The sequence below is a fragment of the Rhodopseudomonas palustris genome (assembly GCF_003591005.1).
Taxonomy (GTDB): Bacteria; Pseudomonadota; Alphaproteobacteria; order Rhizobiales; family Xanthobacteraceae; genus Rhodopseudomonas; species Rhodopseudomonas palustris_K.
The window spans coordinates 135,696-160,108 of the sequence record NZ_QYYD01000002.1; the positions used below are offsets into that span (position 1 = coordinate 135,696).

The window sequence follows — 24,413 nt, forward strand, 5'->3', positions numbered from 1 at the left end:
ACCCCATGAACAAACCAGTCCTGTCCCTGTCGTCGCAGACGCTGCGGCTGCCCAAGGCCGATCGGTCGATCGAGACCTATCGGCTCGCCGCCTCGCGCAGCTTTCCCGCCAAGCTGAGCGGCACGCTGAACCGTGTCGCGTTCTCGGCCGCGCATGTCGTGGTCGATCCGTTCGCGGACGTCGATCCGTGGCTGTCGACGGCGATCGATTGGGATCGCACCATTGCATTCCGCGAGCACATCTGGGACCTCGGTCTCGGCGTCGCCGAGGCGATGGACACGGCGCAGCGCGGCATGGGGCTGGACTGGCCGACCTCGCTCGAACTGATCCAGCGCTCCGTCGCCGCCGCGAAGGCGCGCGGCGGAGCGCTGGTGTTCTCCGGCGCCGGCACGGATCATCTGCCTGTCGAAGATGCCAGATCGCTGGACGACGTGATCGCCGCCTATGAGCAGCAGATCGAAGCAATCGAACAGGCCGGCGGCCGCATCATCCTGATGGCGTCGCGCGCGCTCGCCAAGCTTGGTAAGTCTCCGGACGACTACGCCAAGGTGTATGACCGCGTGCTCGGCCAGGTGCGCGAGCCGGTGATCATCCATTGGCTCGGTGACATGTTCGATCCGGCGCTGGCCGGCTATTGGGGCGCGTCCAATCTCGATACTGCGATGGACGTCGCGGTCGACATCGTCAACCGCGACGCCGCCAAGATCGACGGCATCAAGATCTCGCTGCTCGACAAGCAGCGCGAGATCGACATGCGCCGCCGGCTCGATCCAAAGGTGAAGATGTACACCGGCGACGACTTCAATTACGCCGAACTGATCGCCGGCGACGCGCAGGGCTATTCGCATGCGCTGCTCGGCATTTTCGACGCCATCGCGCCGGCCGCGTCCTACGCGCTGTCGCGGCTCGCCGCCGGCGATGAGGCCGGCTTCCACGACGTGCTCGGCCCGACCGTGCCGCTGTCCCGGCACATCTTCAAGGCGCCAACGCGGTTCTACAAGACCGGCATCGTGTTCATGGCCTGGCTCAACGGCCATCAGGATCACTTCACCATGGTGGGCGGGCAAGAAAGCACGCGCTCGACGCTGCATTTCGCCGAGCTGTTCCGGCTCGCCGACAAGGCCGGGCTGCTTGCGAATCCGGAGCTCGCGACGCAGCGCATGAAATCACTGCTCGCTACCCGCGGCATCGAAGCCTGAGATGCGCGACTTCTCGAATGATCATCGCTGGCTGTCGCTGAATACGGCCACGGTCCGCAAGCAGGGCGATCTCGCCGCGATCATCGACGCCTGCGCTCGCGCCGGCATCCGCGCCATCGATCCGTGGCGCGATCAGGTGGCGGCGATCGGCCTCGACCGCGCGGTGCGGCTGGTCAAGGATGCCGGGCTCGAGCTGTCGGGCTATTGCCGCGGCGGCATGTTCACCGCCGACGAGGCGCATCGCCCTGCAATGCGCGACGACAACCGCCGAGCGGTCGACGAGGCGGCTGCGCTCGGCGCGTCGTGCCTGGTGCTGGTGGTCGGCGGTCTGCCGCAATATTCGCGGCCCGGCAGCGCCGCGTCGAAGGACATCATCGCGGCCCGCGCGCAAGTGCACGATGCACTGGCCGATCTGCTGGACTACGCCAGGCAGGCGAAGATGCCGCTGGCGATCGAGCCGCTGCATCCGGCCTATGCGGCCGACCGCGCCTGCGTCAACACGACGAAGCAGGCGCTGGACCTCTGCGACGCGCTCGACCCATCACGCAGCGGCGCGCTCGGCGTGGCGCTTGACGTCTATCACATCTGGTGGGACCCGGAGCTACTGCCGCAGATCGCCCGCGCCGGGCAGGACCGCCTGATGGCGTTCCATGTCTGCGACTGGCTGGTGCCGACCAAAGACCTGCTCAACGACCGCGGCATGATGGGCGACGGCGTCATCGACATCCGCAGCATCCGTGCCGCCGTCGAAGCCCAGGGCTTCGCCGGCTACTCGGAGATCGAGATCTTCTCCGAAGACTGGTGGGGGCGCTCGATGGACGAGGTGATCGCCACCTGCATCGACCGGCATCGCAGCGTGGTGTGACGGTCTGTTTGTCCGGCCACATCAGCCCCATCGTCATTGCGAGCGAAGCGAAGCAATCCAGCGCCCTGCACTGAGCCTCTGGATTGCTTCGCTTCGCTCGCAATGACGGGGAGAGGTCGGGGAGCAAAGCGATGCAAAATGCCGCCGCCTCCCGCCTACTTCTTCACCGTCACCTTGGTGGCGTCCATCTTGATCGCGGTATCGAGCATCTTGGTCGAGAACGCGGTGTCGACCTCGAACGGCTTTTCCATGCCGAGATAAGTCTGGACCAGCTCGTAGTCCTTCTTCATCCGTTCGCCGTCGATCCAGCCCAGCGCCTTGGTGGTGGTGAACTCGTCGGTCATCAAGTACTTGATGCGCTCCCACTGCCGCTGCTGGTTTTCCTTGTCGAGGCCGGAGGCATTGTCGAGCAGCGCCTTGAGGCAGGGATCGACATCGGCGACGCAGGCCGCGAATGCTTTCTGGCTGACGGTGACGAAGTCGTGCGCCAGCTTCGGGTTCTTGGCCAGATAGGCGCCGTTGACGATCAGCGAGTTGCCGTAGGGATTGAGGCCGATGTCCTTCCAGTTGACGTAGCCGAGGTCGTCGCCGAACTCGATCACCTTGCGGTCGTGCTCGTTGTAGAAGTCGCTGATGATATCGACGCTGTGGCCCTTCAGCGCCGCGATCTTGGCGGTCGGGCCGACATTGACGAAGTTCACCGAGTCGGCCGCAATACCAGCCGCCTTGGCGAAGGCCGGCCACATCACGCGCGACGCGTCGCCGGGCGGATTGCCGATCTTGTGACTCGGGAAATCCTTCGGCCCGTTCACCCCGTAGCTCTTCAGCCAGTAGAAGGTCTGCCCGGTGTTGGCGTAGATGCTCATCAGCGCGACGACATCGGCACCCTTGCTTTTGGACACCAGCATGGTGCCGAGATCGGCGATGCCGAACGCCGAGCCGCCCGAGCCGACCTTGAGCGACGACACGCCCGAGCCCTTGCCGGATTCGATGGTGAGGTCGATGCCGGCCTTCTCGTACCAGCCCTGCGCCTTGGCGTAGTAGAACGGCGAATGGTCGGCGGTCGGCGTCCAGTTCAGGATCAGGTTCACCGCTTCGGCGGCGCTCGCCGGAAGGGAAGGGCTCGCCAGCGCCATCGCGACACCCGCTGCGGCAAGACGGAAGTAGTTCATCGAACAGCTCTCCTGTTGTCGCGAGGCGTCGGTGCACCCGCAGGCTTGCAATTCCGGCGCCCGCCATGCAACAGATCGTCATCCGAATTGTCAACCATCTGGTTGAAAATGAGCAGAGCCAAGGCTGACCTTACGAAGAGCGATCCTACCAAGCGCGACGACGCCAAGCAGCGGCGCGATCCCGCGGCGACCCGGCAGAAGCTGCTCAGCGCGGCGCGCCAAGAATTCGCGGCGCGCGGGCTTGCCGGAGCACGGGTCGACGAGATCGCGGCCCGCGCCGGCGTCAACAAGCAGCTGGTCTATCACTATTTCGGCGACAAGGACGCGCTGTATCTCGGCGTGCTCGAATGGGTCTATGAGGAACTGCGCAGCCACGAGCGCAGCCTGAACCTCGACGGCCTGCCGCCGGAGCGGGCGATCCGCAAGCTGATCGAATTCTCGTTCGATCATCTCGCCGGTCACCCGGACTTTATCGTCCTGCTGAATGACGAGAACCGCGGCGGTGCGTCACACGTGCGCGGTTCCGGCCGGCTCGAGGCGATGCATTCGCCGCTCGTCAGCCTGGTGTCGAAGATTCTCAAGGAGGGCATCGCCGAGGGCGTTTTCCGCAAGGGCGTCAACCCGGTGCAATTGTACATCTCGATCGCCGGGCTGAGCTACTTCTACTTCTCCAACAACCCGACGCTGTCGGCGATCTTCGGCCGCGACCTCAACACCCCCCGCGAGCGCGCCGCCCGCCGCCGTCACGTCGTCGACCTGGTATTGCGTTCGCTGCGGCCGTAATTCGATTTTTGGCAACATCCCGAACGCTCGCCATGTCCGAGACCTCCGTCATGGCCGGGCTTGTCCCGGCCATCCACGCCTTTGCTTGCGGTGAGGACGGAAGGCGTGGATGCCCGGCACAGGGCCGGGCATGACGCGCGGATAGGAAAGTGCCTGATTTGAAGTGGCGCATTTCCGGCCAGGCTTTCAGGATGACGGGCAGTGCCTGTAGAAGCACCGCCCTAGCCCGCACCTTAATCAACCAGATGGTTGAAACATAGCTCGCCGCGGTCTAGGCTGCGGCATCGCTAACCGGGTTCCAGGAACGCTCGTGTCGGAAGCAACTCGCCAATCGGTGCGGTCGGCCGCGATCATCGTGCTGGTGCACGCCGCGGTGATCGTGCTGTGGCAGGTGCTGGTCGACGTCTTCCAGGTGCCGAAATTCGTGCTGCCGTCGCCGCTCGACACCATCAAGACGCTCGGTTCGGCGCAATACGCCTGGGTGTCGAATTCGCTGGTGACGGCCGCCGAGATCCTCGGCGGCTTCGCGCTGGGCTCGGTCGTCGGCGTCGCGCTCGCGGTGATGTTCACCTGGTCGCCGCTGGTCAGCGCGATCCTGCTGCCCTTGTTCGTCACCCTTAACATGATCCCCAAGGTGGCGCTCGGGCCGCTGATCATCGTGTGGTTCTCCTACGGCATCGTGCCGAACATCCTGATCGCCTTCAGCATCTGCTTCTTTCCGATTCTGCTGACGACGGCGCGAGGGCTCAGCGAAGTCGAGCCGGATCTACTCGATCTCGTCAAATCGCTGCGCGGCTCGCGCTGGACGCTGTTCCGCAAGATCCAGCTGCCGGGCTCGCTGCCTTACGTGTTCTCCGGCATGAAGGTCGGCGCCATTCTGGCCGTCGCCGGCGCCATCGTTGGCGAGTTCATCGCCTCCGAGCGCGGGCTCGGCTATCTGATGATCCAGGTGCAGTCCGCGCTCGACACGCCCGCGATGGTGATGGCGGTGGTGCTGCTGACGCTGCTCGGCGTGCTGCTGTATGGCCTGGTGCTGCTGCTCGAACGCCTCGTCGTTGTGCGCGACGTCAGGCAGACCTAATCAATCAAGGATCCATGATGCTGCTCAGCCGCGACACGCTGCCCAAGACCATTCCCGACATCGCCGCGCTCGATGACCTGTTGTGCCGGCCGACTCAGGCGCTGATCGACGATCTCGCCAAGGTCGACGGCGACCTGATGGTGCTGGGCGTCGCCGGCAAGATGGGGCCGACGCTCGCCGGACTTGCCAAAGCGGCGTCGCCGAACCGCCGCGTCATCGGCGTCGCGCGGTTCAGCGATCCGGCGTCGAAGGCCGCGCTGGAAGCGCGCGGCGTCGAGACCATCGCGTGCGATTTACTTGACGAGGCGCAGATCGCCAAGCTGCCGAAATCGCCCAACGTCGTGTTCATGGCGGGCCGCAAGTTCGGCGCCGAGGGCGATCTGGCGCTGACCTGGGCGATGAATGCCTACGTCCCGGCGATGATCGCGCAGGAATTCCGGCAGTCGCGCATCGTGGCGTTCTCGACCGGCTGCGTTTATCCGTTCGTGCCGGTGGACAGCGGCGGTTCGCCGGAAGAGATGCCGCCGGACCCGCCCGGCGAATACGCGCAGTCCTGCGTGGGGCGCGAGCGGCTGCTCGAATATTTCTCGGCCAAGTATCAGACGCCGGGCCGGCTGTTCCGGCTCAACTACGCGATCGATATGCGCTACGGGGTACTCTACGACATCGCCAGCAAGGTGTGGCAGGGCAAGCCAATCGACGTCGGCATCGGCCACGTCAATTTCCTGTGGCAGGGCGATGCCTCGGCGCAGGCGCTGCGTTGCCTCGCGCATTGCACCACGCCGACCACGCCGATCAACGTCTCCGGCCACGAGACGCTGCTGGTGCGCGATCTCGCCGCCCGATTCGGCAAGCTGTTCGGCCGCGAGCCGGTGATCGTCGGCGAGGAGCAGCCGACCGCGTGGCTGACTGACACCAGCCAGGCCGTGAAGCTGTTCGGCCACGCCGTGGTCGACACCGATCAGCTGGTGGCGTGGACCGCCGACTGGGTCGCGCGCGAAATGCCGAACATCGGCAAGCCGACCAAATACGAGGTGCGCGATGGCCGTTACTGAGGCGGACAACGTGGTCCGGCTCGGTGACGATGACGCCGCCGCCGGTCTCACATTGTCCACCGAAGCGCATTGGAACCAGAGCGAGGCCGATTGGCGGTTCTTCCTCCGCCGTGGTCAGACCTTCGGCGTGCGCGAAGACTGCCAGCTGGTGGCGACCGCGGCGCTGCTGCCGCACGATGCGACTAACGCCTGGATCAGCATGGTGCTGGTGACGCAAAGCTGCCGCCGCCGCGGCTTGGCGACGCGGCTGGTCGATCGCTGCCTCGCCGAGGCGGGCAGACTGAAGCTGACGACCTGGCTCGACGCCACGCCCGACGGAGCGAGGGTCTACGAGCCGCTGGGCTTTTCCGGCGTGCTCGAACTCCGCCGGCTGCGGCTCACCGAGCGCGCTCCCGATGCGAAAGCTGCGCCGCTGAACGCGGGCCAACTGACCGACCTGATCGCCAGCGACCGCGCTGCGCTCGGTTTCGATCGCACCGATCTGCTCACCGAACTCAGCACCCGCGAAGGAACGCGCCTGCTTGAATCGAACGGCGCCATTGCGCTGGTGCGCAGTGGTCGCGTCGCGCAGCATATCGGGCCGCTGTACGCGCCGGACGTATCGTCCGCGCTGGCGCTGGTCGATGCCATTGTAGCTCGTGAGACGGCGCCGATCCTGCTCGATGCCGTCGCGGGCCCCTCGGGCTTCGTCGACGCGCTGCAGCAACGCGGCTGGGCGATCGAGCGGCCATTCCTGCGCATGCGCCACGGCGCGGCCGCGCGGCCGCCCGGCGCATTGCCGTTCGCCGTCGCCGGCCCGGAATACGGTTAGGACCACACCATGCACCACAGCGACATGAACTCCGACGTCCGCCGCCTGATCGCAGGCGGCACCGTCATCCCGGCGCATCCGCTGGCGCTCGATGCGGCCCGCAAGCTCGACCCGCGGCATCAGCGCGCGCTGACGCGCTACTACATCGACGCCGGCGCCGGCGGGCTCGCGGTCGGTGTCCACACCACGCAATTCGCGATCCGCGACGTCGGGCTGTATCGGCCGGTGCTGGAATCGGCGGCGGAGACGGCTGCCGCGTGGACCAAACGTCCGCTCGCATTAGTGGCCGGCCTTGCCGGCCCCACCAGGCAGGCGATCGGCGAGGCGCAGACCGCGCGGTCGATCGGCTACCACGCCGGGCTGCTCAGCCTCGCGGCGATGAAGGCATCGTCCGAAGCGGAGATCCTGGAGCACTGCCGGGCGGTGGCGCAGGAGATTCCGCTGGTCGGCTTCTATCTGCAGCCGGCGGTCGGCGGCCTGGCGCTGAGCTCGAATTTCTGGCGCGACTTCGCCTCCATCGACAACGTCGTCGCCATCAAGGTGGCGCCGTTCAACCGCTATCGCACGCTCGACGTGCTACGCGGCGTCGCGTCCGCCGGCGCGCTCGACCGGGTGGCGCTGTACACCGGCAACGACGACCACATTCTGCTCGACCTGATGCTGCCGTTCGATCTGCGCGACCAGGGTGTCACCACCCGCGCTTACTTCAAAGGCGGGTTGCTCGGCCACTGGTCGGTGTGGACGCAAGCCGCCATCAAGCAGTTCGAGGGCTGCAAGGCCGCGCGCGGCCAGGACAGGCTGCCGGCGGATCTGCTGGCGCTCGACGCCCGCGTCACCGATTGCAACAGCGCGTTCTTCGACGTCGCCAACAATTTCCACGGCTGCATCGCCGGCTGCCACGAAGTGTTGCGCCGTCAGGGCCTGCTGCAAGGCATCTGGTGCCTCGATCCGAACGAAGGATTGAGTAACGGGCAGGGCGCCGAGATCGACCGCGTTTGCCGCGAGCATGCCGACCTCAGCGACGACGCCTTCGTCGCCGCCAATCTGGAGCGCTGGCTGGCATGAGCGACACCGCGCCGTTCATCAGCCTGCGCAACGTCCGCAAAGTGTATCGCAGCGGCGGCAGCGAGTTTCTTGCGGTGTCCGACGTCACGATGGACGTGCAGGAAGGTGAACTGGTGGCGCTGGTCGGCCCGTCCGGCTGCGGCAAGACCACGGTACTGAAAATCCTCGCCGGCCTGCACGGCGCCGATGGCGGCACGGTCAGTATCGGCAATGCGACCACGCCATTCGATCCGGCGCGCGACGTCGGCATGGTGTTCCAGCAGGCGCTGCTGCTGAAATGGCGGACCATTCTGGAGAACGTGCTGCTGCCGGCCGAGATCGTCGGCCTGCCGATGAAAGCCGCGCGGTCGCGTGCGCGTGACCTGTTGGCGCTGGTCGGGCTCGCCGGCTACGAGGACAAGTATCCGCAGCAACTCTCCGGCGGCATGCAGCAGCGCGCCGCGATCGCCCGCGCCTTCGTCCACGACCCCAAGCTGATCCTGATGGACGAGCCGTTCGGCGCGCTCGATGCGTTGACGCGCGAGCAAATGAACCTGGAGATGCTGCGGATCTGGCGCGAGAGCGCCAAGACCATCCTGTTCGTCACCCACAGCATCCAGGAAGCGGTGTTCCTCGGCTCGCATTGCGCGGTGCTGACGGCGCGGCCGGCGCGGATGGCCGAGTACTTCCCGATCGACCTGCCGATGCCGCGCGATCTCGCGATCAAGACCGACGACGCCTTCGGTGCCTATGTGCGGCGGATTTATGCGGGACTCGGCATGGCGGGGCCGGGTGGGGCGGCGCGGGAGTAGCAGCGGCTTTCCAAGGCACTTCGCCTCATCCTGAAAGCCTGGCCGAAAATGCGGCCTTTGAAATTAGGCACTCTCCTATCCAAGCGTCATGCCCGGCCTTGTGCCGGGCATCCACGCCTTGCTGAAGGAAATGCAGAAAAGGCGTGGATGGCCGGGACGAGCCCGGCCATAACGGAGCGGGTGTGGTTGACGCTTACTTCAGCCGCTCCAGCAGCGCCAGAAACTGCACGCGTTCGTCTTTCGCCAGCGGCGACAGCGTTTCCTTGGTGACGTCGTGCGCCACTGGGATCGAGCGCTCGGTCAGCGCCTTGCCGTCGGGCGTCAGCGACACCACCAGTCGGCGGCCGTCTTCCGGATCGGCGGCGGTCTCGACCAGGCCGCGCTTCACCAGGCGCTCCACCACGCCCTTGATGGTGGCCGCGTCCATCGCGGTGGCGCGGCCGAGGAGGTTTTGGGAGCAGGGGCCCTTCTCGAACAGTTTCGCCAGCGCGGCCCATTGCGTCATCGTCAAATCTTCGCCCATGCGGCTGACGAAAATCGTGGCGTGACGCTGCAGCACCTGGCGCAGCGTGAAACCGACCTGCGCGTCCAGCAGATAGGATGGGGCGCTCTTGGTCTTGCGGCGCGGCTTGTCCAACACTTTGCTCTTACCCGAATCTGAAGCCAATTTGCGTCACACCGCGAGGTAAGCGTCCCGGATTTCCGGATGCGCCTCGAGTTCGTCGATCGTGCCGGAGAAACGCATGCGGCCCTTCTCGATGATATAGGCGCGATCGCAGATCAGCTTGGCGAAATGCAAATTCTGCTCCGAAATGATGATGCCGAGCCCCTCGCGCTTCATCGCCAGGATGGCATCGGCCATTTGCTCTACGATCTTCGGCGCCAGCCCTTCGGACGGCTCATCGAGGAGTACGAGTGACGGGTTGCCCATCAGGGTGCGGCCGATGCTCAGCATCTGCTGCTCGCCGCCGCTCATGTCGCCGCCGAGCCGCTTTCGCATCTCGCCGAGGTTCGGAAACAGCTTGTAGATCCGGTCCGGCGTCCATTCGGCGACGCCGGGGCGCGGCTTCTGCTTTCCGACCTCGAAGTTTTCCTCGACGGTCAGCTCGGTGAAGATCCGCCGGTCCTCCGGCACGTAGCCGAGGCCGCGGCGCACGATCTCGTAGGACGGTAGCCGCGAAATGTCCTCGCCCTCGAACGTCACCTTGCCGCTGCGCCGCTGTACCAGCCCGACCACCGAGCGGAAGCTGGTGCTCTTGCCGGCGCCGTTGCGGCCCAGCATGGCGACCACTTCGCCTTCGCCGACCGCGAAGCCGACGTCGAACAGGATGTGGGCCGGGCCGTAGTGGCTGTTCAGTTCGGAGACTTCGAGCTTCATGACAGCGCCTCCGCGCGGTGCTTGGCGTCGTAGAGCAGGCCTTCGCCGAGATAGATCGCCTGCACCTGACGGTCCTGGCGGACCTGCTGGGGCGTGCCGCGCGCGATCAGCTGGCCGCGGTTCAACACCATCACCTCGTCGGCATGTTCGAACACCACGTCCATGTCGTGCTCGGTGAACAGCACGCCGATGTTTTTCGCTCGTGCGATGCCGGCGGTCAGCCGCATCAACTCGACGCGTTCCTTCGGCGCCATGCCGGCGGTCGGCTCGTCCATCAGCAGCAGCCGCGGCTGGTTGGCGAGCGCGATCGCCAGCTCGAGCCGCTTGAGGTCGCCATAAGCCAGCTCGCCGCACGGCCGCTCGGCCTGTTCGCTCATGCCGACCAGCGCGAGCAGCTCATCGGCCTCGGCGCGGTGTTGCGCGCCAGCATAGCCGATCATCGACCACAGCCGGTGATGAAACGACAGCAGCGCCACCTGCACGTTCTCGCGCACCGTCATCGACGCGAAGGTCGCGGTGATCTGGAAGGTTCGGCCGACGCCGCGGCGCCACACCGTGCGCGGCGGCAGGCCGACAATCTCGTCGCCGGCGAGCTTGATCGAGCCCGCGTCGGGCTTGATCTGGCCGTTGAGCATGTTGAAGCAGGTGCTCTTGCCGGCGCCGTTGGGTCCGATCAGGGCCAGGATCTCGCCGGCTTTCACCGTGAAGCTGACGTCACGCACCGCGTGGACGCCCGCATAGGACTTCACCAGCCCCTGGACTTCGAGCAGCGTGGTCATTCCGCGGCCTCCATCTTGGCGACAGCGAGGGCATCGGGTTTGCCGTTCTTCGGCCGTGGCCCGCGGTGGCGCCAATCTTCGATGAAGCCGACGATGCCCTTGGGCGCCGCCACCACCAGCAGCACGATGATCGCGCCGAGTACCAGCTTGGAGAGGTCGGTCTGGCTCATCAGCCAGATCGCCAGCGCCTTGTAGACGATGGCGCCAATCACCGCGCCCGACACCGTCTCGATGCCGCCGAGCAGCACCATCACCAGGCCGTCGACCGAGATCGGGATGGCAAGTGACTCCGGAAACACCGAGCCCTTGAGGAAGGCGAACAGCGCGCCCGCGACGCCCGCGAACGTGCCGGCGACCAGCAGCGCCGCCCATTGCGTGGATTTGCGGTCGATGCCGATCGCATCGGCGCGCAGCGTGTTGTCGCGGGTGGCGCGGAGGCCGAAGCCGTAGGGCGAGAACACCAGCATGCGCAGCAGCGCGACGCCGACCACCGCGACGCCGAGCGTCAGCCAGAAGAAGCCCTGCGGACTGGAGGCCCAGGCCGATGGCCAGATGCCCAAAATGCCGTTGTCACCGCCGGTGACCTCGACCCACTGGAACGCCACCGACCAGATGATCTGCGCGAACGCCAGCGTCAGCATGGCGAAGTACACGCCCGACAGCCGCACGCAGAACCAGCCAGCGACCAGCGCGCCCATCAGGCCGAACGCCGGGCCGACCAAGAGCGCCAATTCCATCGGCGCGCCGAGAAACTTCACCGCGAATGCCGCGCCGTAAGCGCCGAGGCCGAAATACGCGGCGTGGCCGAACGAGGCGAGGCCGCCGACCGTCATCATGAAATGCAGGCTGGCGGCGAACAGCACGAACACCAGGATCTCGGAGCCGACGCTGAGCAGATAGTTGCCGGCGAACAGCGGGAGCAGCGCCGCGATCACCACCAGCGCGGCGACGCCGCCGCGCTCCAGCAGCGTCATCGGCTTCCACGGCCGGAACGAGATGCCGGTGCTGGACCGCGTGCCGCGCTCCGCCTTGCCGAGCAGCCCATAGGGCCGCACCACCAGCACCACCGCCATCACCAGGAACACGGCGATCAGCGAAATCTTCGGCAGCACCAGAATGCCGAGCGCGTTGAGCTCGGAGACCAGCACCGCCGCGATGAAGGCGCCGGTCACCGAGCCGAGCCCGCCGATCACCACCACGACGAACACTTCGACGATGATCGACAGGTCCATCGCGTGCGACACCGTGGTGCGCGGGATCTGCAGCGCGCCGCCGAGCGCAGCGAGGAACACGCCGAGCGCGAACACGCTGGTGAATAGCCATTTCTGATTGACACCGAGGCAGGCGACCATGTCGCGGTCCTGCGTCGCGGCGCGTACCAGCACGCCCCAGCGGGTGCCGTGAAACAGCAGCCAGAGCAGGCCGAGCACCGCTGGGCCGAGCACGATCAGCAGCAGGTCATAGGTCGGGATCATTCGGCCGAACAGGCTGAAGGCGCCGCTGAAGCCGGGTGCGCGCGGGCCCATCAGATCGTCCGGGCCCCAGATCAGCACCACGAGATCCTGCACCATCAGCGTCACGCCGAAGGTGGCGAGCAGCTGGAACAACTCTGGCGCCTGATAGATCCGGCGCAGCAGCACCATCTCCATCAGCGCGCCGAGCACCGCGACGATCAGGCTGGCGACGAGCAGGCCGCCCCAGAACCCGAAGGCGCCGCTGAACCGGTCGGTCAACGTGAATGCCATGTAGGCGCCCAGCATGTAGAACGCGCCGTGAGCGAAGTTCACGATGCGGGTGACGCCGAAGATGATCGACAGGCCCGACGCGACCAGAAACAGCGACGCGGCGCTGGCGAGACCACTGAGAGCCTGGACTACGATCAGTTCCACGGCGGCGCCTTTCGTTCAGGTTGCAAGTCGTCGAAGAGCTGGGAGGATGCCGCCGCTGAGATCAGCGGCGGCGATTGTCGAAAAAGGAACTCAGTTCGCCGGACGAAGCTTGGCGGCTTCGGCCTCGGGCGGCAGATAGTCGGCGCCCTTCTTGAACTTGACGTCGACCATGATGCCCTTGCCGTCCTTCTGGGTGGTCTTGCCGACGAAGGCGCCCATCGTCGACTGATGGTCGCCGGCGCGGTACACGACCGGTCCAAACGGGGTGTCGACCTTGAGGTTCTTCATCGCCTTCATCAGGCTCTCGGTCGAGGTGTCGTCAGCAGCGTTCAGCACGGCGGCGACGCTCTTGACGGTCGAGTAACCGACCACCGAGCCGAGCCGCGGGTAGTCATTGTTCGCCGCCTGATAGGCGTCGAGGAAGGCTTTGTGCTCCGGTGTATCGATCGAGTACCAGGGATAGCCGGTGACGATCCAGCCTTCCGGCGTCTCGGTCTTCAGCGGATCGAGATATTCGGGTTCACCAGTCAAATACGACACCACGACGCGGTCCTTGAACACACCGCGGGTGTTGCCCTCGCGCACCAGCTTCACGAGGTCGCCCGCGAAGGTGGCGTTGAGGATGGCGTCGGGCTTGGCGGCGTCGATCGCCTGCAGCACCGGGCCGGCGTCGATCTTGCCCAGCGGCGGCCACTGCTCGGCGACGAATTCGACGTCGGGCCGCTTCTTGGTGAGGATCTCCTTGAACGCGGCGACGAAGGACTGGCCGTATTCGTAGTTCGGCGCGATTGTCGCCCACTTCTTGGCCGGCAGCTTGGCGGCTTCTTCGGCCAGCATCGAGGCCTGCATGAAGTTCGAGGCGCGCAGCCGGAAGGTGTAGTCGTTGCCCTTCGACCAGACGATGGCGTCGGTCAACGGCTCGGCGGCGATGTACAGCACCTTCTTCTGCTTGGCGAAGTCGGACAGCGCCAGACCGATATTGGACAGGAAGCCGCCGGCAATCATCACCACGCCGTCGCGCGCCACCAGCTCGTTGGCGGCGGTCAGCGCGTCGCCGGGCTTGCCGCCGTCGTCCTTGGTGATGACCACCAGCTTCTTGCCCTTGATGCCGCCGGCATCGTTGATCTGCTTGACGGCGAGCTCCAGGCCCTTCCGATAAGGCTCGGTGAAGCCGGGCAGGGACGAATAGGAGTTGATCTCGCCCACCTTGATTTCGCCCTGCTGGGCGTATGCCGCCCCGGACGTCAACAACAATGCCGTCAATGCCAGTCTTGCTATCTGCTTCATACGCTCTTGCCCTCTTCTGGTGATACTCAGCCTGGTTCAGCGTAGTCCGTCTTCGCCCTTGATCTCGGCGGTCGTCAGCCCGCCCACCCGCGGCAGCGGGCGGCCGGAATCCGTCACCGCCACAGCGACGACGATCTCATTGGCGCGTGGCGCATCGCCGACGCTCACCTGCATGCCGTCGAAATGGCTGCGTACGAAGGCGGCGTCCTTGTGGCCGAGCGGAATGTCGACCTCGGCGCCGAGCCCGCCGCGGCGCTTCGACGACGGGATCAGCGCCGCGCCCTTGCCCAGCACCTTGCGCACTGGCGCGCCCATCTTCGGATGCAGCAGCGCGGCGGCGTGTTCGAGTTCGCCGTTCTCGCCGACCAAAGCGGCCTTGCCGTAGCTCTCCGCCTTGCTGCCTTCGATGCCGAGCGCCGCCACGGCCTTCTCGGTCAAGACGCCGCCGAGTTCCTCGCCGATCGCGATAAGTTCGGACAGATCCTCGACATAGCGGCCGGCGAACGGATTCTCGATCACCGCGATCGCGGCGGCCCGGCGGGTGGCCGGGCTGACCGGCCGGCCCATCTCGGTCACCGTCTCTTCGACGACGACGACGATCTTGCGGATCTTGGCGCTCATCGCAGTCCGTCCTCGCCCTTGATGTCCTTGGCGGCAAGCCCGCCGACGCGCGCATGAATGCGCGGGCCGCAGCTCATCACCAGCACCAGCGCGATCTCATTGGCCTTTGGCGCGTCGGTGACGCCGACTTCCATCGCGTCGAAATGGCTGCGCACGTAGGAGGCGTTGACGTGGGTGACAGGCACGTCGAGCTTGGTGCCCGGGCCGCCGACCTTCTTGGTCGAGGGCACGATCGCCTTGGCGTCGCCGAGGATTTCGCGCATCGCATAGCCGCCGGGCACGTGCCACAGCGCGCCGTGTTCGAGTTCGCCGGCGGCGCCGACGATCGCGCCCTTGCCGTAGCCGTCGATCGCCTTGGCGTCGCCGCCGAGCGCCTGCAGCAGTTCGCCCGCCAGCGCGACGCCGAGCGGCGTCAGATCGTCCATGAAGCCGGCGATCTCCGGCTCGTAGCGGCCGGCGAACGGGTTCTCGATCACGGCGATGATGGCGCCGCGCTTGCGCGGAGTCGCCGCCACCGGGCCGCCTTCGTGGAAGACCTCCTCGGTGATCAGCAGCTTCTTGCGGACTTTGACCTCAGGCATTGGGACGCTCTTGTTGTGAGTGCGAGGAAAGAAGGGCGGCATCGCCGGTGCTGACGGTCTCACCCTGCAAATGCAGCGCCGCGGACGCGACCAAGCCACGCGACATCAGGTCGCGCGCGACGGCGAGGCCGGCAGACAGCGCCTGCGCGCGCTCGGCGGCGGACAGCAACGGCACGTCACGCGTGACGCGACGATCGCCGAGATCGTTGTCGGGCTGAATGTCGCGCGCGGCGACGCGGACGACGCCGCGACTGTCCGGCAGATCGACCGCATTGGCGACGACGGTCGCCGCCGCATCCGCCATCGCGGAGGTCGGCGCCAGGATCGTGACTGCATCCGCAATGCCAAGCGAGAAGCTGCGCCCGCGCCAGCCGCTGGTGGCGACGCCGCGGATCGGACTATCGGCGGGGATTTCGGCCGAGCCGATCAGCCGCGGCCGGTCGGGGCGATCGACCAGTCCGACCGTATAGGTCGCGCCCTGCGCCAGATGCAGCGCGATGTCGCCGCCATTGTTGACATAGGCGCGGGTGATGCCGGGGCAGAGCAGCGCCTTCAGTATCTCATCCGCCACCGCGCCTGCGACCGCCGCCATCGGCGTGATGAACATCGCATCGGCGAACGGCGCCACTGCCGCGGCCATGCGCTGCGCGACCGGATGAATCAGCGCCGGCGCGTTGCCGCCTGTCGGCGCACGCAGCGCTGATAGTTCTGCGCACAGCGCGTCGAGCAAGCCGGTGAAGCGCCGCACGGCAGCGTCGTAGGCGTGGCGCACCGCCTCGGGTTCGCCGGTCGCCTCGATGATCAGGTCGATCGGGCCGTCCTGCAGATGCAGGCGGCGGCCATCGGCCAGCAGCGCCGCCTGGATGGGCCGTCCTCGAACCGGCGAGATGGGTTGCGGGGCGGCCATGCGATCAGCCGAAGTAACGTTTGACGGCGTTGGGCGCCAGCGGCCACGGATTGTCCGCATGCGGCGCGACCGGGCGCCGCCCGTCGTCGAGCGTGATCGACGACACCGGGCGAACCTCCGCCATGTGGCCTCCGAGTTCCTGATAGTCCGACAGCCGCAGCGTAAATTCGATCGGCGCCACCAGCGCCGGCGTCGGTACATAGCCGAACGCATTCTCCGGCATCTTGGTAACGTCCACCATGATGGTGATGCCACCACCCGGATAGACATAGACCGGCGCGCCGCCGCAGGTGACGTAGGTCAGCGCGTCCTTGACCGAATCGGTGAGGCGCACCGGATTTTCCGTCACGCCGGCGCGCAGCGAACCGCCGGCGCCCGCCATGAACAGCACGGTCGACAGCGCCGGTTCGCAATTGTCCTTCACCCGCTGCGACAGCATCGCCAGCTCCGCCGGCATCTCCTTCTCGCGCGGGATGAGCCCGTCGTCGAGTTCGAAGTACGCGGCGTGCTCGCCGGTGGTCGAGATAAAATACAGCCGCAGCCCGGGCCAGGCGACCTTGCGGTCGAACGGGCCGAGGATCGACAGCGGGTCGGAAATATTGGTGCCGCCCCAGCCGGTGCCGGGCTCGGCGACCTGGAAGTAGCGGCCCGGCGTCGAGCGCCGGCCCTTGATCTTGATGCCGGTGTCGGGAATGCCCAGAACCTTGCCGGCCTGATGTTCCGACAGCACGCCGGTGATGTGATCGTCGACCACCACGACGTCGTCAACCAAACCCAGCCACTGCTTGGCGAACATGCCGATCGTCGCCGAGCCGCAGCCGACGCGCATCCGCTCTTCCTTGACGCCGTTGACGATGGGCGCCTGGCCGGCCTGCACCATCACGGTGGAGCCGCCGTCGATCGTCAGTTCGACCGGCTTGCCGTTGCATAGATCGAGCAGCGCCTCGCAGGTGATGCGGCCTTCCTTCTTGCTGCCGCCGGTGAGGTGATGCACGCCGCCGAGCGACAGCATCTGCGAGCCGTATTCGGAGGTGGTGACATGGCCGATCGCTTCGCCGCCGGCCCGCACGGTTGCCTGCTCGGGGCCGAGGAAGCGGTCGGTGTCGATCTTCACCTTGACGCCGCAGTAGCTGAAGATGCCCTCGGTGACGACCGTGACCATGTCGACGCCGCCCACTTCGGACGACACGATGAACGGCGCAGGCTTGTAGTCCGGATAGGTGGTGCCGGCGCCGATCGCGGTGATGAACGTCTCGGGTGGAGAAATCAGCGTCCCGTCCCACGAGCCGTCGCGATGGAACGGCACTACCGCGGCGCCATGCGCCAGCGCGCGGTCGAGCACGACATGCGGATCGACGCGGACCAGTTCGCCGTTATGGTTGGCGTAGCGATCGCAAGCGCCGCTGGCGCCCGGCTTGATGTAGCACATCACCGGGCACGCATCGCAGCGGATCTTGTCGTCGCTCGGCGTCTGCGCCGCAGGATTGCTGTCGCTCATGGGACTGATGGCTCCAGGCCGTCGGCGCGTGGCGATCCGGCGCTGCCTCATTTCATATGTATACTAATGAAAAAGGAGGGCTGCCTTGAAGTCAAGCATAAGGAATGGGCAGCACATGCACAAACATTGTCGCAGTGCACACGCGCTTGACGGAATTCATTGGTGTAGAAACAATCGTCCGAGCAACTTGCAACGGCGGTGGAGCCCGAATGCCCGCTACTCATCACAGTGCAGCGTCGTTTATTGCGGTGCACGCTCCGCGTTGCTTGCGGTGCAAGGCCGCATCTGCAAGGCGGCGCCGATGAGTTCGGCGGGGCCCGTCAATTTGATCGTCAACGGAACCGAGCACGTCTTCGACCTGCCGCGCGACACCAAATTGATCTACGTGCTGCGCAACGATCTCGGCCTCAACGGCCCGAAGTTCGGCTGCGGCCTCGGCGAGTGCGGGACCTGCACGGTTCTGATCGACGGCGTCCCGGCGCGGTCGTGTGTGGTGACGCTGAAGACGGCCGAGGGCCGAACTGTTACCACGCTGGAAGGGCTCGGCACCCGCGATGCGCTGCACCCGGTGCAGGCCGCGTTCATCGACGCACAGGCGGCGCAATGCGGTTACTGCCTCAACGGCATGATCATGTCGGCGACCGCGCTGCTGGCGCGCAACCCGACGCCCAGCGTCAGCGAGATCCGAGAGGCGCTGCGCTACAATTTGTGCCGCTGCGGCACGCATGTGGAAATCGTCCGTGCCGTGATGATCGCGGCGGGCGTAGCCCCGGAGGCGACGCTCGCTGAGGCGGCCCCGTCATGAGCGAGCGCCAAGTGACCGAGCCGACGCCGGACACAGCGGATCTGCTGACTCGTGCCGGCACGCTCGCGGTGCTGCGGCCGTCGCAGCATGTGAAGGGATTAGTTGCCACCGCGCCGCCGCCCGACGGCGCGCTCGATCTATTTCTGTTTGTCGACGATAGCGGGCAGGCGCTCGCTTTCAGCGGCCACGTCGATCTCGGCACCGGCATTCGCACCGCGCTGGCCCAGATCGTCGCCGAAGAACTCGACGTGCCGTTCGGTGCCGTCACCATGGTGATGGGCCACACCTCGGGCACGCCCAATCAGGGCGCCACCATCGCCAGCGACAGCATTCAGGTCAGCGCCGTGCCGCTGCGCAAGGCGGCGGCGCAGGCGCGGCATCATCTCGTCGCGCTCGCCGCGCAGGAGCTGGAGTTGCCGGCCGATCAACTCGCCGTCACCGACGGCATCGTGCATCCGCGCGATGCCTCCAATCGCGGCGTCTCCTTCGCATCGCTGCTGCGTGGCCGCAGCGATCGGCTGATGCTGGCCGACGATGTCGCGATCAAGCCGGTCAGCGAGCATCGCATCGTCGGCCGCCGCGTTGCGCGCGCGGATATTCCGGCGAAGGCCACCGGCGATTTCGTCTATGTGCACGATGTCCGCGTGCCCGGCATGCTGCATGGCCGCGTGGTGCGGCCGCCTTATGCGGGCATCGACGCCGGCGATTTCATCGGCAACAGCCTGCTTGGCGTCGATGAGTCCTCGATCGCGCATCTTCCAGGCGTGGTGGCGGTCGTCACCATGGGCGATTTCGTCGGTGTGGTCGCCGAACGCGAGGAGCAGGCCATCGAAGCCGCGCGTGTGCTCGACGTTCAATGGAAGCCGCCACCGCCGCTGCCGAAGCTCGACGATCTCGCCACTGCGCTGCGCGCCAATCCGGCGACGACGCGCACGCTGCTCGACAAGGGCGACGTCGAAGCCGCGCGTAGTTCTGCGACTGTGCCGATGGATCGCACCTACGTCTGGCCGTATCAGATGCACGGCTCGATCGGCCCGTCCTGCGGCGTTGCCGATGTCAGTAACGGCTTCGCGCGGATCTGGTCCGGTACGCAGAACCCGTATCCGCTGCGGCTGGATATTTCGATCCTGCTTGGCATCCCTGAAGCCGACGTCGAAATCCTCCGCTTCGAGGCCGCCGGCTGCTACGGCCGCAATTGCGCCGACGATGTCTGTGCCGACGCCGCATTGTTATCACGTGCAGTGGGGCGGCCGGTTCGCGTGCAGTTGACGCGCGAGCAGGAGCATGCCTGGGAGCCGAAGGGCGCGGCGCAGCTGATGGAGATCTCCGGTGGGCTCACCGCCGACGGCAGCCCGGCCGCCTACGACTTCGCCACGCGCTATCCGTCGAACGCCGCCGTCACGCTGGCGCTGCTGCTGACGGGGCGCGTGCCGGCCAACAATCCGGTGTTCGAAATGGGCGATCGCACCGCGATCCCGCCTTACGCCTACGATAACCTCCGCGTCCGCGTGCACGACATGGCGCCGATCGTTCGCGCGGCCTGGCTGCGCGGCGTTTCGGCGCTGCCGAATTCGTTCGCGCATGAGAGTTACATCGACGAACTTGCCGCCGCGGCCGGTGTCGATCCGCTGGAATATCGGCTGCGCTATCTGCACGATCCACGCGCCGTCGATCTCGTCAAGGAAGTCGCCGCGCGGGCTAACTGGGCGCATCGCACCGGGCCGCGCCGCGAGATCGTCGAAGGCGACGTGGTGCGGGGACAGGGGCTCGCCTACGCGCTCTACGTGCACTCCAAATTTCCCGGCTACGGTGCCGCCTGGTCGGCCTGGGTCGCCGATGTCGAGGTGAATACCAGGACCGGCGACGTCGCGGTGAAGCGCGTCGTGGTCGGCCAGGACTCCGGGCTCATGATCAACCCGGCCGGGATCGAGCATCAGATCCACGGCAACGTCATCCAGTCGACCAGCCGCGCGCTGAAGGAGAGCGTCAGCTTTACCGACACCGCGGTCGCCGACAAGGAGTGGGGCGCCTATCCGATCCTCACTTTCCCCGAAGTGCCGGTGATCGACGTGGTGTTGATGCCGCGGCCGAACGATCCGCCGCTCGGCAGCGGCGAGTCCGCCTCCGTGCCGTCCGCCGCGGCGATCGCCAACGCCATTTTCGACGCGACCGGGGTGCGGCTGCGCGAGCCGCCGTTCACGCCGGACCGCGTCCGCGCTGCCTTGGGTTTGCCACAGCCCGAGCAGCCCGCCGCGCCGCCGCCGCGGAAGCGCTCATGGTTTGCAATGGCGGGCGCTGCGTTACTCGGCGCGTTCGGCATGGCGGCGGTGGCGCTGCCGATCCGCGGCGCGCTCGCCCCGATCACGCCGCCCGATCCCGCGACCTTCTCGGCCGACATGATCGCCCGCGGCCGGCAACTCGCCGCCCTCGGCGGCTGCGCCACCTGTCACACCGCCCCCGGCGGCATAGCCAATGCCGGCGGCCGCGCGATGCAGACGCCATTCGGCACGGTGTACGCGACCAATCTTACGCCCGATCCCGAGACCGGCCTCGGCGCGTGGTCCTACGCGGCGTTCGAACGGGCGATGCGCGAAGGCATCGCACGCGACGGCAGCCACCTCTACCCGGCGTTCCCCTATACGTCGTTCACCCGTAGCAGCGACACCGACCTGCAGGCGCTGTACGCCTATCTGATGTCGCAGCCGCCGATGAAAGCAGAGACGCCGGTGGCCAAGATGGCGTTTCCATTCAACATCCGGCCCCTGATGGCCGGCTGGAATCTGCTGTTCCTGCGGCCGGGCCCAATGCAGGCCGATCCGGCCCGCGCCGCGCAATGGAACCGCGGCGCCTATCTGGTCGAAAGCCTCGGCCATTGCGGCGCCTGCCATACGCCACGCAATGCGCTGGGCGCCGAGAAGGCCAAGACCGACTATCTTGCCGGTGGCGAGGTCGATGGCTGGCACGCCCCGGCGCTGACCGCGCTGTCGCGCGCGCCGATCCCGTGGACCGAGGCCGAACTGTTCGCCTATCTGCGCAGCGGCTTCTCGCGCTTCCACGGCACGGCGGCGGGGCCGATGGCCGCGGTGGTCGAACAACTTGGACCGCTGCCCGACGCCGATATCCGCGCGATGGCGACCTATCTGGCCTCATTGGCACCGGCGGCCGAGCCCGATCCGGAGCAACGCGCCGCGGCGCTGCAGGCCGAGGCGGCATCTGCACTTCGACCGCTCGATACACTTGGCGGCCGGCTCTACGAAGGGGCCTGTGCGTCCTGCCACGCCGAGAGCGGCCCGACGCTATTCGGGGTCCGCCCGGCGCTGGCGCTCAACACCAATGTCCACGCCGACAACCCAGACAACCTGATTAGGGTCATTCTAGACGGAATACCTAGTCCGGCAGCGGCCGAACTGGGCGATATGCCCGGGTTCCGCCACAGTTTCGACGATAACCAGATCGCGGCGCTGGTGAAATATCTGCGCGCCTCCTTCGCCCCGCAGGCGCCCGCCTGGGGCGGCGTGGAACAAGCGGTGGCGCGCCTGCGCGCCCACCAAGGCTCCCACTGATCGATGCCTTTCCCTTCAGGTTGCCCGATAAATCGGCGCGCGATGCCTGAAATGTCCGCGCGGCACGGGCGTTCGCCGCGTTGACAGGGGGCGGGGTGCGATCTTATTTTCATTCGTGTACAAACAATCTGTCGGGCTGACGCCTCATGCCATCGCGTCCCGGCCGATCAACACCAACTCCGGAGTTCTGCCGTGAGCAATCTGATGGAAGAGCGCGTTCTCTCCGTTCGTCATTGGACCGATCGTTTGTTCAGCTTCACCACCACTCGCGATTCCGGCTTCCGGTTCCGCAATGGTGAGTTCACCATGACGGGCATCAAGGTCGACGGCAAACCGCTGCTGCGCGCCTACTCGGTCGCCAGCCCGAACTACGAAGAGACGCTGGAGTTCTACTCCATCAAGGTGCCGTACGGCCCGCTGACCTCGCGGATGCAGCACCTCAAGGAGGGCGACACCATCATCGTCGGCCGCAAGGCGACCGGCACGCTGGTGATCGACAATCTGCGCGAGGGCAAGAATCTGTACTTGCTCGCGACCGGCACCGGCGTCGCGCCGTTCCTGTCGATCATCCGCGATCCCGAGACCTACGAGCGGTTCGAGAAGATTGTGCTGGTTCACGGCTGCCGGCAGATTGCCGAGCTAGCGTACGGCGAGTCGATGGTGACGGCGCTGCAGGAGCACGAATTCCTCGCCGACGAGGTCAAGGACAAGCTGATCTACTACCCGACCGTGACCCGCGAGCCGTTCGTCCACGAAGGCCGGATTTCGAAGCTGATCGACAATGGCCAGCTGTTCTCCGACATCGGCCTGCCGCCGCTCGACAAGGTGCAGGACCGCGTGATGCTGTGCGGCTCGACCCAGATGATGGTGGACCTCAAGAGCCGGCTCGTTGCTCTCGGCTTCGAGGAAGGTAATCACGGCGAAGCCGGTGACTTCGTGCTCGAGAAAGCTTTCGCCGAAAGGTGACCTGCGTTCGCCGCGTAGCAATCATCGTTGCGCGGCGCCGCCGAGTTCGTATGCTGACAAACAAACAGCCGCTCGGCCCCGTGGGTCGATGAGTGAGGGAGAGAGCTAGATGGCCCATGACGCGCCCGCCCCGCAGGGGCCCACCAAGCTGGTGGTCCGCAACATCGGGCTGATGCTCAGCGGCGATCTCAATCAGCCGATCCTCGAAGCCGATACGATCGTGGCCGAGAACGGCCGCATCACAGCGATCGGCCGGCTCAAGGATGTCGACACCGAAGGCGCGACGACGACCGTCGACGCCGGTGGGGCGGCAGTAACTCCCGGCCTGATCGACAGCCACGTGCATCCGGTCGCCGGCGACTGGACGCCGCGGCAGAGCCAGCTCAACTGGATCGACTCGTCGCTGCACGGCGGCGTCACTACGATGATTTCGGCCGGCGAAGTGCACTATCCGGGCCGGCCGCGCGACGTCATCGGCATCAAGGCGCTGGCGATCACGGCGCAGCGCAGCTTCTCGGCGTTCCGCGCCAGCGGCGTCAAGATGCATGCCGGCGCGCCGGTGATCGAACACGAGATGGAAGAGAACGACTTCAAAGAGCTCGCCGCCGCCGGCGTCAAGCTGCTCGGCGAGATCGGTCTCGGCGGGGTCAAGGACGGCCCCACCGCCAGGAAGATGGTGGAGTGGGCGCGCAAATACGGGATCCAGTCGACCATCCACACCGGCGGTCCGTCGATCGCCGGCTCCGGGTTGATCGACAAGGACGTCGTGCTCGAAGCCGGCACCGACGTGGTCGGTCACATCAACGGCGGCCACACCGCGCTGCCCGATGATCAGATCCGCTGTATCTGCGAAGGCTGCAAGGCCGGGCTCGAACTCGTCCACAATGGCAACGAGCGTTCGGCGCTGTACACGCTGCGCATCGCGCGCGAGATGGGCGATCTCCATCGCGTCATTCTCGGTACCGACGGTCCCGCCGGCTCCGGCGTGCAGCCGCTCGGCATTCTGCGCATGGTGTCGCTGCTGTCGTCGCTCGGCGATCTGCCGGCAGAGCAGGCGTTCTGCCTCGCCACCGGCAACACCGCGCGGATGCGCGAGCTCGACTGCGGCCTGATCGAAGTCGGCCGCGCCGCCGATCTCGTCATCATGGACGTGGCGCAGCACTCCGGCGGCGCGACGCTGCTCGAGAGCGTGCGGCTTGGCGACCTGCCGGGCATCGGCATGACCATCATCGACGGCATCGTCCGTTCCGAACGCTCGCGCAACACGCCGCCGGCGAAGCGCGTCCCCTCGATCGTCAAGAGCTGAAGTCAGCGCCC

At 66.5% G+C, this 24,413-nt stretch carries 22 protein-coding genes; 12 read left to right on the forward strand and 10 right to left on the reverse strand.

Translation table 11 applies throughout. From position 1 onward, the window contains the following. Positions 1–5 precede the first annotated feature (5 nt). Positions 6–1,199 carry a dihydrodipicolinate synthase family protein gene (locus tag D4Q52_RS02550; protein WP_119854972.1) on the forward strand — a complete coding sequence of 398 codons (1,194 nt, stop codon included), beginning with the start codon at positions 6–8 and terminating at the stop codon, positions 1,197–1,199. Between the two features lies 1 nt (position 1,200). Continuing rightward, the gene (locus D4Q52_RS02555) at positions 1,201–2,064 is read left to right on the forward strand and encodes a sugar phosphate isomerase/epimerase family protein (RefSeq protein WP_119854973.1); all 864 of its coding nucleotides are present in this window, start codon (positions 1,201–1,203) and stop codon (positions 2,062–2,064) included. Between the two features lie 155 nt (positions 2,065–2,219). Here the strand turns inward: D4Q52_RS02555 and D4Q52_RS02560 are convergent, their stop codons facing one another. Continuing rightward, positions 2,220–3,236, reverse strand: a complete 1,017-nt coding sequence (locus tag D4Q52_RS02560; RefSeq protein ID WP_119854974.1) for an ABC transporter substrate-binding protein — start codon at positions 3,234–3,236, stop codon at positions 2,220–2,222. Between the two features lie 108 nt (positions 3,237–3,344). Here D4Q52_RS02560 and D4Q52_RS02565 point away from each other — a divergent pair, with 108 nt between their 5' ends. From D4Q52_RS02565 to D4Q52_RS02590, 6 genes are all read left to right on the forward strand, one after another. Further along, on the forward strand, positions 3,345–4,019 hold the full coding sequence (locus D4Q52_RS02565) for a TetR/AcrR family transcriptional regulator (RefSeq protein ID WP_119854975.1): 675 nt from the start codon (positions 3,345–3,347) through the stop codon (positions 4,017–4,019). 310 nt (positions 4,020–4,329) lie between these two features. Further along, positions 4,330–5,100, forward strand: a complete 771-nt coding sequence (locus tag D4Q52_RS02570) for an ABC transporter permease (RefSeq protein ID WP_119854976.1) — start codon at positions 4,330–4,332, stop codon at positions 5,098–5,100. 17 nt (positions 5,101–5,117) lie between these two features. Next, positions 5,118–6,155 carry an NAD-dependent epimerase/dehydratase family protein gene (locus D4Q52_RS02575; protein ID WP_119855141.1) on the forward strand — a complete coding sequence of 346 codons (1,038 nt, stop codon included), beginning with the start codon at positions 5,118–5,120 and terminating at the stop codon, positions 6,153–6,155. Continuing rightward, a complete protein-coding gene (locus tag D4Q52_RS02580; RefSeq protein WP_119854977.1) occupies positions 6,142–6,966 on the forward strand; it encodes a GNAT family N-acetyltransferase in 825 nt (274 codons plus the stop codon). The genes D4Q52_RS02575 and D4Q52_RS02580 overlap by 14 nt, the downstream gene beginning before the upstream one ends. A 9-nt stretch (positions 6,967–6,975) precedes the next feature. Beyond that, positions 6,976–8,031, forward strand: a complete 1,056-nt coding sequence (locus D4Q52_RS02585) for a dihydrodipicolinate synthase family protein (RefSeq protein ID WP_119854978.1) — start codon at positions 6,976–6,978, stop codon at positions 8,029–8,031. Continuing rightward, a complete protein-coding gene (locus tag D4Q52_RS02590) occupies positions 8,019–8,822 on the forward strand; it encodes an ABC transporter ATP-binding protein (protein ID WP_119855142.1) in 804 nt (267 codons plus the stop codon). The genes D4Q52_RS02585 and D4Q52_RS02590 overlap by 13 nt, the downstream gene beginning before the upstream one ends. Before the next feature lie 193 nt (positions 8,823–9,015). Here D4Q52_RS02590 and D4Q52_RS02595 read toward each other — a convergent pair whose 3' ends face one another. The 9 genes from D4Q52_RS02595 to D4Q52_RS02635 form a co-directional block, all read right to left on the reverse strand. Beyond that, entirely contained in the window at positions 9,016–9,459 is a 444-nt protein-coding gene (locus tag D4Q52_RS02595; protein ID WP_234831046.1) for a MarR family winged helix-turn-helix transcriptional regulator, read from the reverse strand. A 36-nt stretch (positions 9,460–9,495) separates the two neighbouring features. Beyond that, on the reverse strand, positions 9,496–10,200 hold the full coding sequence (locus tag D4Q52_RS02600) for an ABC transporter ATP-binding protein (protein ID WP_119854980.1): 705 nt from the start codon (positions 10,198–10,200) through the stop codon (positions 9,496–9,498). Beyond that, positions 10,197–10,979: an ABC transporter ATP-binding protein gene (locus D4Q52_RS02605; protein ID WP_119854981.1), complete on the reverse strand. Its 783-nt coding sequence runs from the start codon at positions 10,977–10,979 to the stop codon at positions 10,197–10,199. The genes D4Q52_RS02600 and D4Q52_RS02605 overlap by 4 nt, the downstream gene beginning before the upstream one ends. Further along, entirely contained in the window at positions 10,976–12,868 is a 1,893-nt protein-coding gene (locus tag D4Q52_RS02610) for an ABC transporter permease (RefSeq protein WP_119854982.1), read from the reverse strand. Before D4Q52_RS02610 ends, D4Q52_RS02605 begins: the two co-directional genes overlap by 4 nt. Before the next feature lie 90 nt (positions 12,869–12,958). Next, positions 12,959–14,155 carry an ABC transporter substrate-binding protein gene (locus tag D4Q52_RS02615; protein WP_119854983.1) on the reverse strand — a complete coding sequence of 399 codons (1,197 nt, stop codon included), beginning with the start codon at positions 14,153–14,155 and terminating at the stop codon, positions 12,959–12,961. 36 nt (positions 14,156–14,191) lie between these two features. Beyond that, positions 14,192–14,776, reverse strand: coding sequence for an amino acid synthesis family protein (locus tag D4Q52_RS02620; RefSeq protein ID WP_119854984.1), 585 nt, complete (start codon positions 14,774–14,776; stop codon positions 14,192–14,194). After that, positions 14,773–15,357: an amino acid synthesis family protein gene (locus D4Q52_RS02625; RefSeq protein WP_119854985.1), complete on the reverse strand. Its 585-nt coding sequence runs from the start codon at positions 15,355–15,357 to the stop codon at positions 14,773–14,775. Before D4Q52_RS02625 ends, D4Q52_RS02620 begins: the two co-directional genes overlap by 4 nt. Further along, entirely contained in the window at positions 15,350–16,264 is a 915-nt protein-coding gene (locus D4Q52_RS02630; protein ID WP_119854986.1) for a UPF0280 family protein, read from the reverse strand. The genes D4Q52_RS02625 and D4Q52_RS02630 overlap by 8 nt, the downstream gene beginning before the upstream one ends. A gap of 4 nt (positions 16,265–16,268) precedes the next feature. Then, positions 16,269–17,762 carry a 6-hydroxynicotinate reductase gene (locus tag D4Q52_RS02635; protein WP_119854987.1) on the reverse strand — a complete coding sequence of 498 codons (1,494 nt, stop codon included), beginning with the start codon at positions 17,760–17,762 and terminating at the stop codon, positions 16,269–16,271. A gap of 301 nt (positions 17,763–18,063) precedes the next feature. Here D4Q52_RS02635 and D4Q52_RS02640 point away from each other — a divergent pair, with 301 nt between their 5' ends. The 4 genes from D4Q52_RS02640 to D4Q52_RS02655 all read left to right on the forward strand — a co-directional run bounded on the left by D4Q52_RS02640 (position 18,064) and on the right by D4Q52_RS02655 (position 24,402). Further along, entirely contained in the window at positions 18,064–18,567 is a 504-nt protein-coding gene (locus D4Q52_RS02640) for a (2Fe-2S)-binding protein (RefSeq protein WP_119855143.1), read from the forward strand. Beyond that, positions 18,564–22,130 (forward strand): molybdopterin cofactor-binding domain-containing protein, encoded by a 3,567-nt coding sequence (locus D4Q52_RS02645; RefSeq protein ID WP_119854988.1) that lies wholly within the window; start codon positions 18,564–18,566, stop codon positions 22,128–22,130. The genes D4Q52_RS02640 and D4Q52_RS02645 overlap by 4 nt, the downstream gene beginning before the upstream one ends. Before the next feature lie 192 nt (positions 22,131–22,322). Then, positions 22,323–23,096 carry a ferredoxin--NADP reductase gene (locus tag D4Q52_RS02650; RefSeq protein ID WP_119854989.1) on the forward strand — a complete coding sequence of 258 codons (774 nt, stop codon included), beginning with the start codon at positions 22,323–22,325 and terminating at the stop codon, positions 23,094–23,096. A 109-nt stretch (positions 23,097–23,205) separates the two neighbouring features. Continuing rightward, positions 23,206–24,402 carry an amidohydrolase family protein gene (locus D4Q52_RS02655; protein WP_119854990.1) on the forward strand — a complete coding sequence of 399 codons (1,197 nt, stop codon included), beginning with the start codon at positions 23,206–23,208 and terminating at the stop codon, positions 24,400–24,402. Positions 24,403–24,413 lie beyond the last annotated feature (11 nt).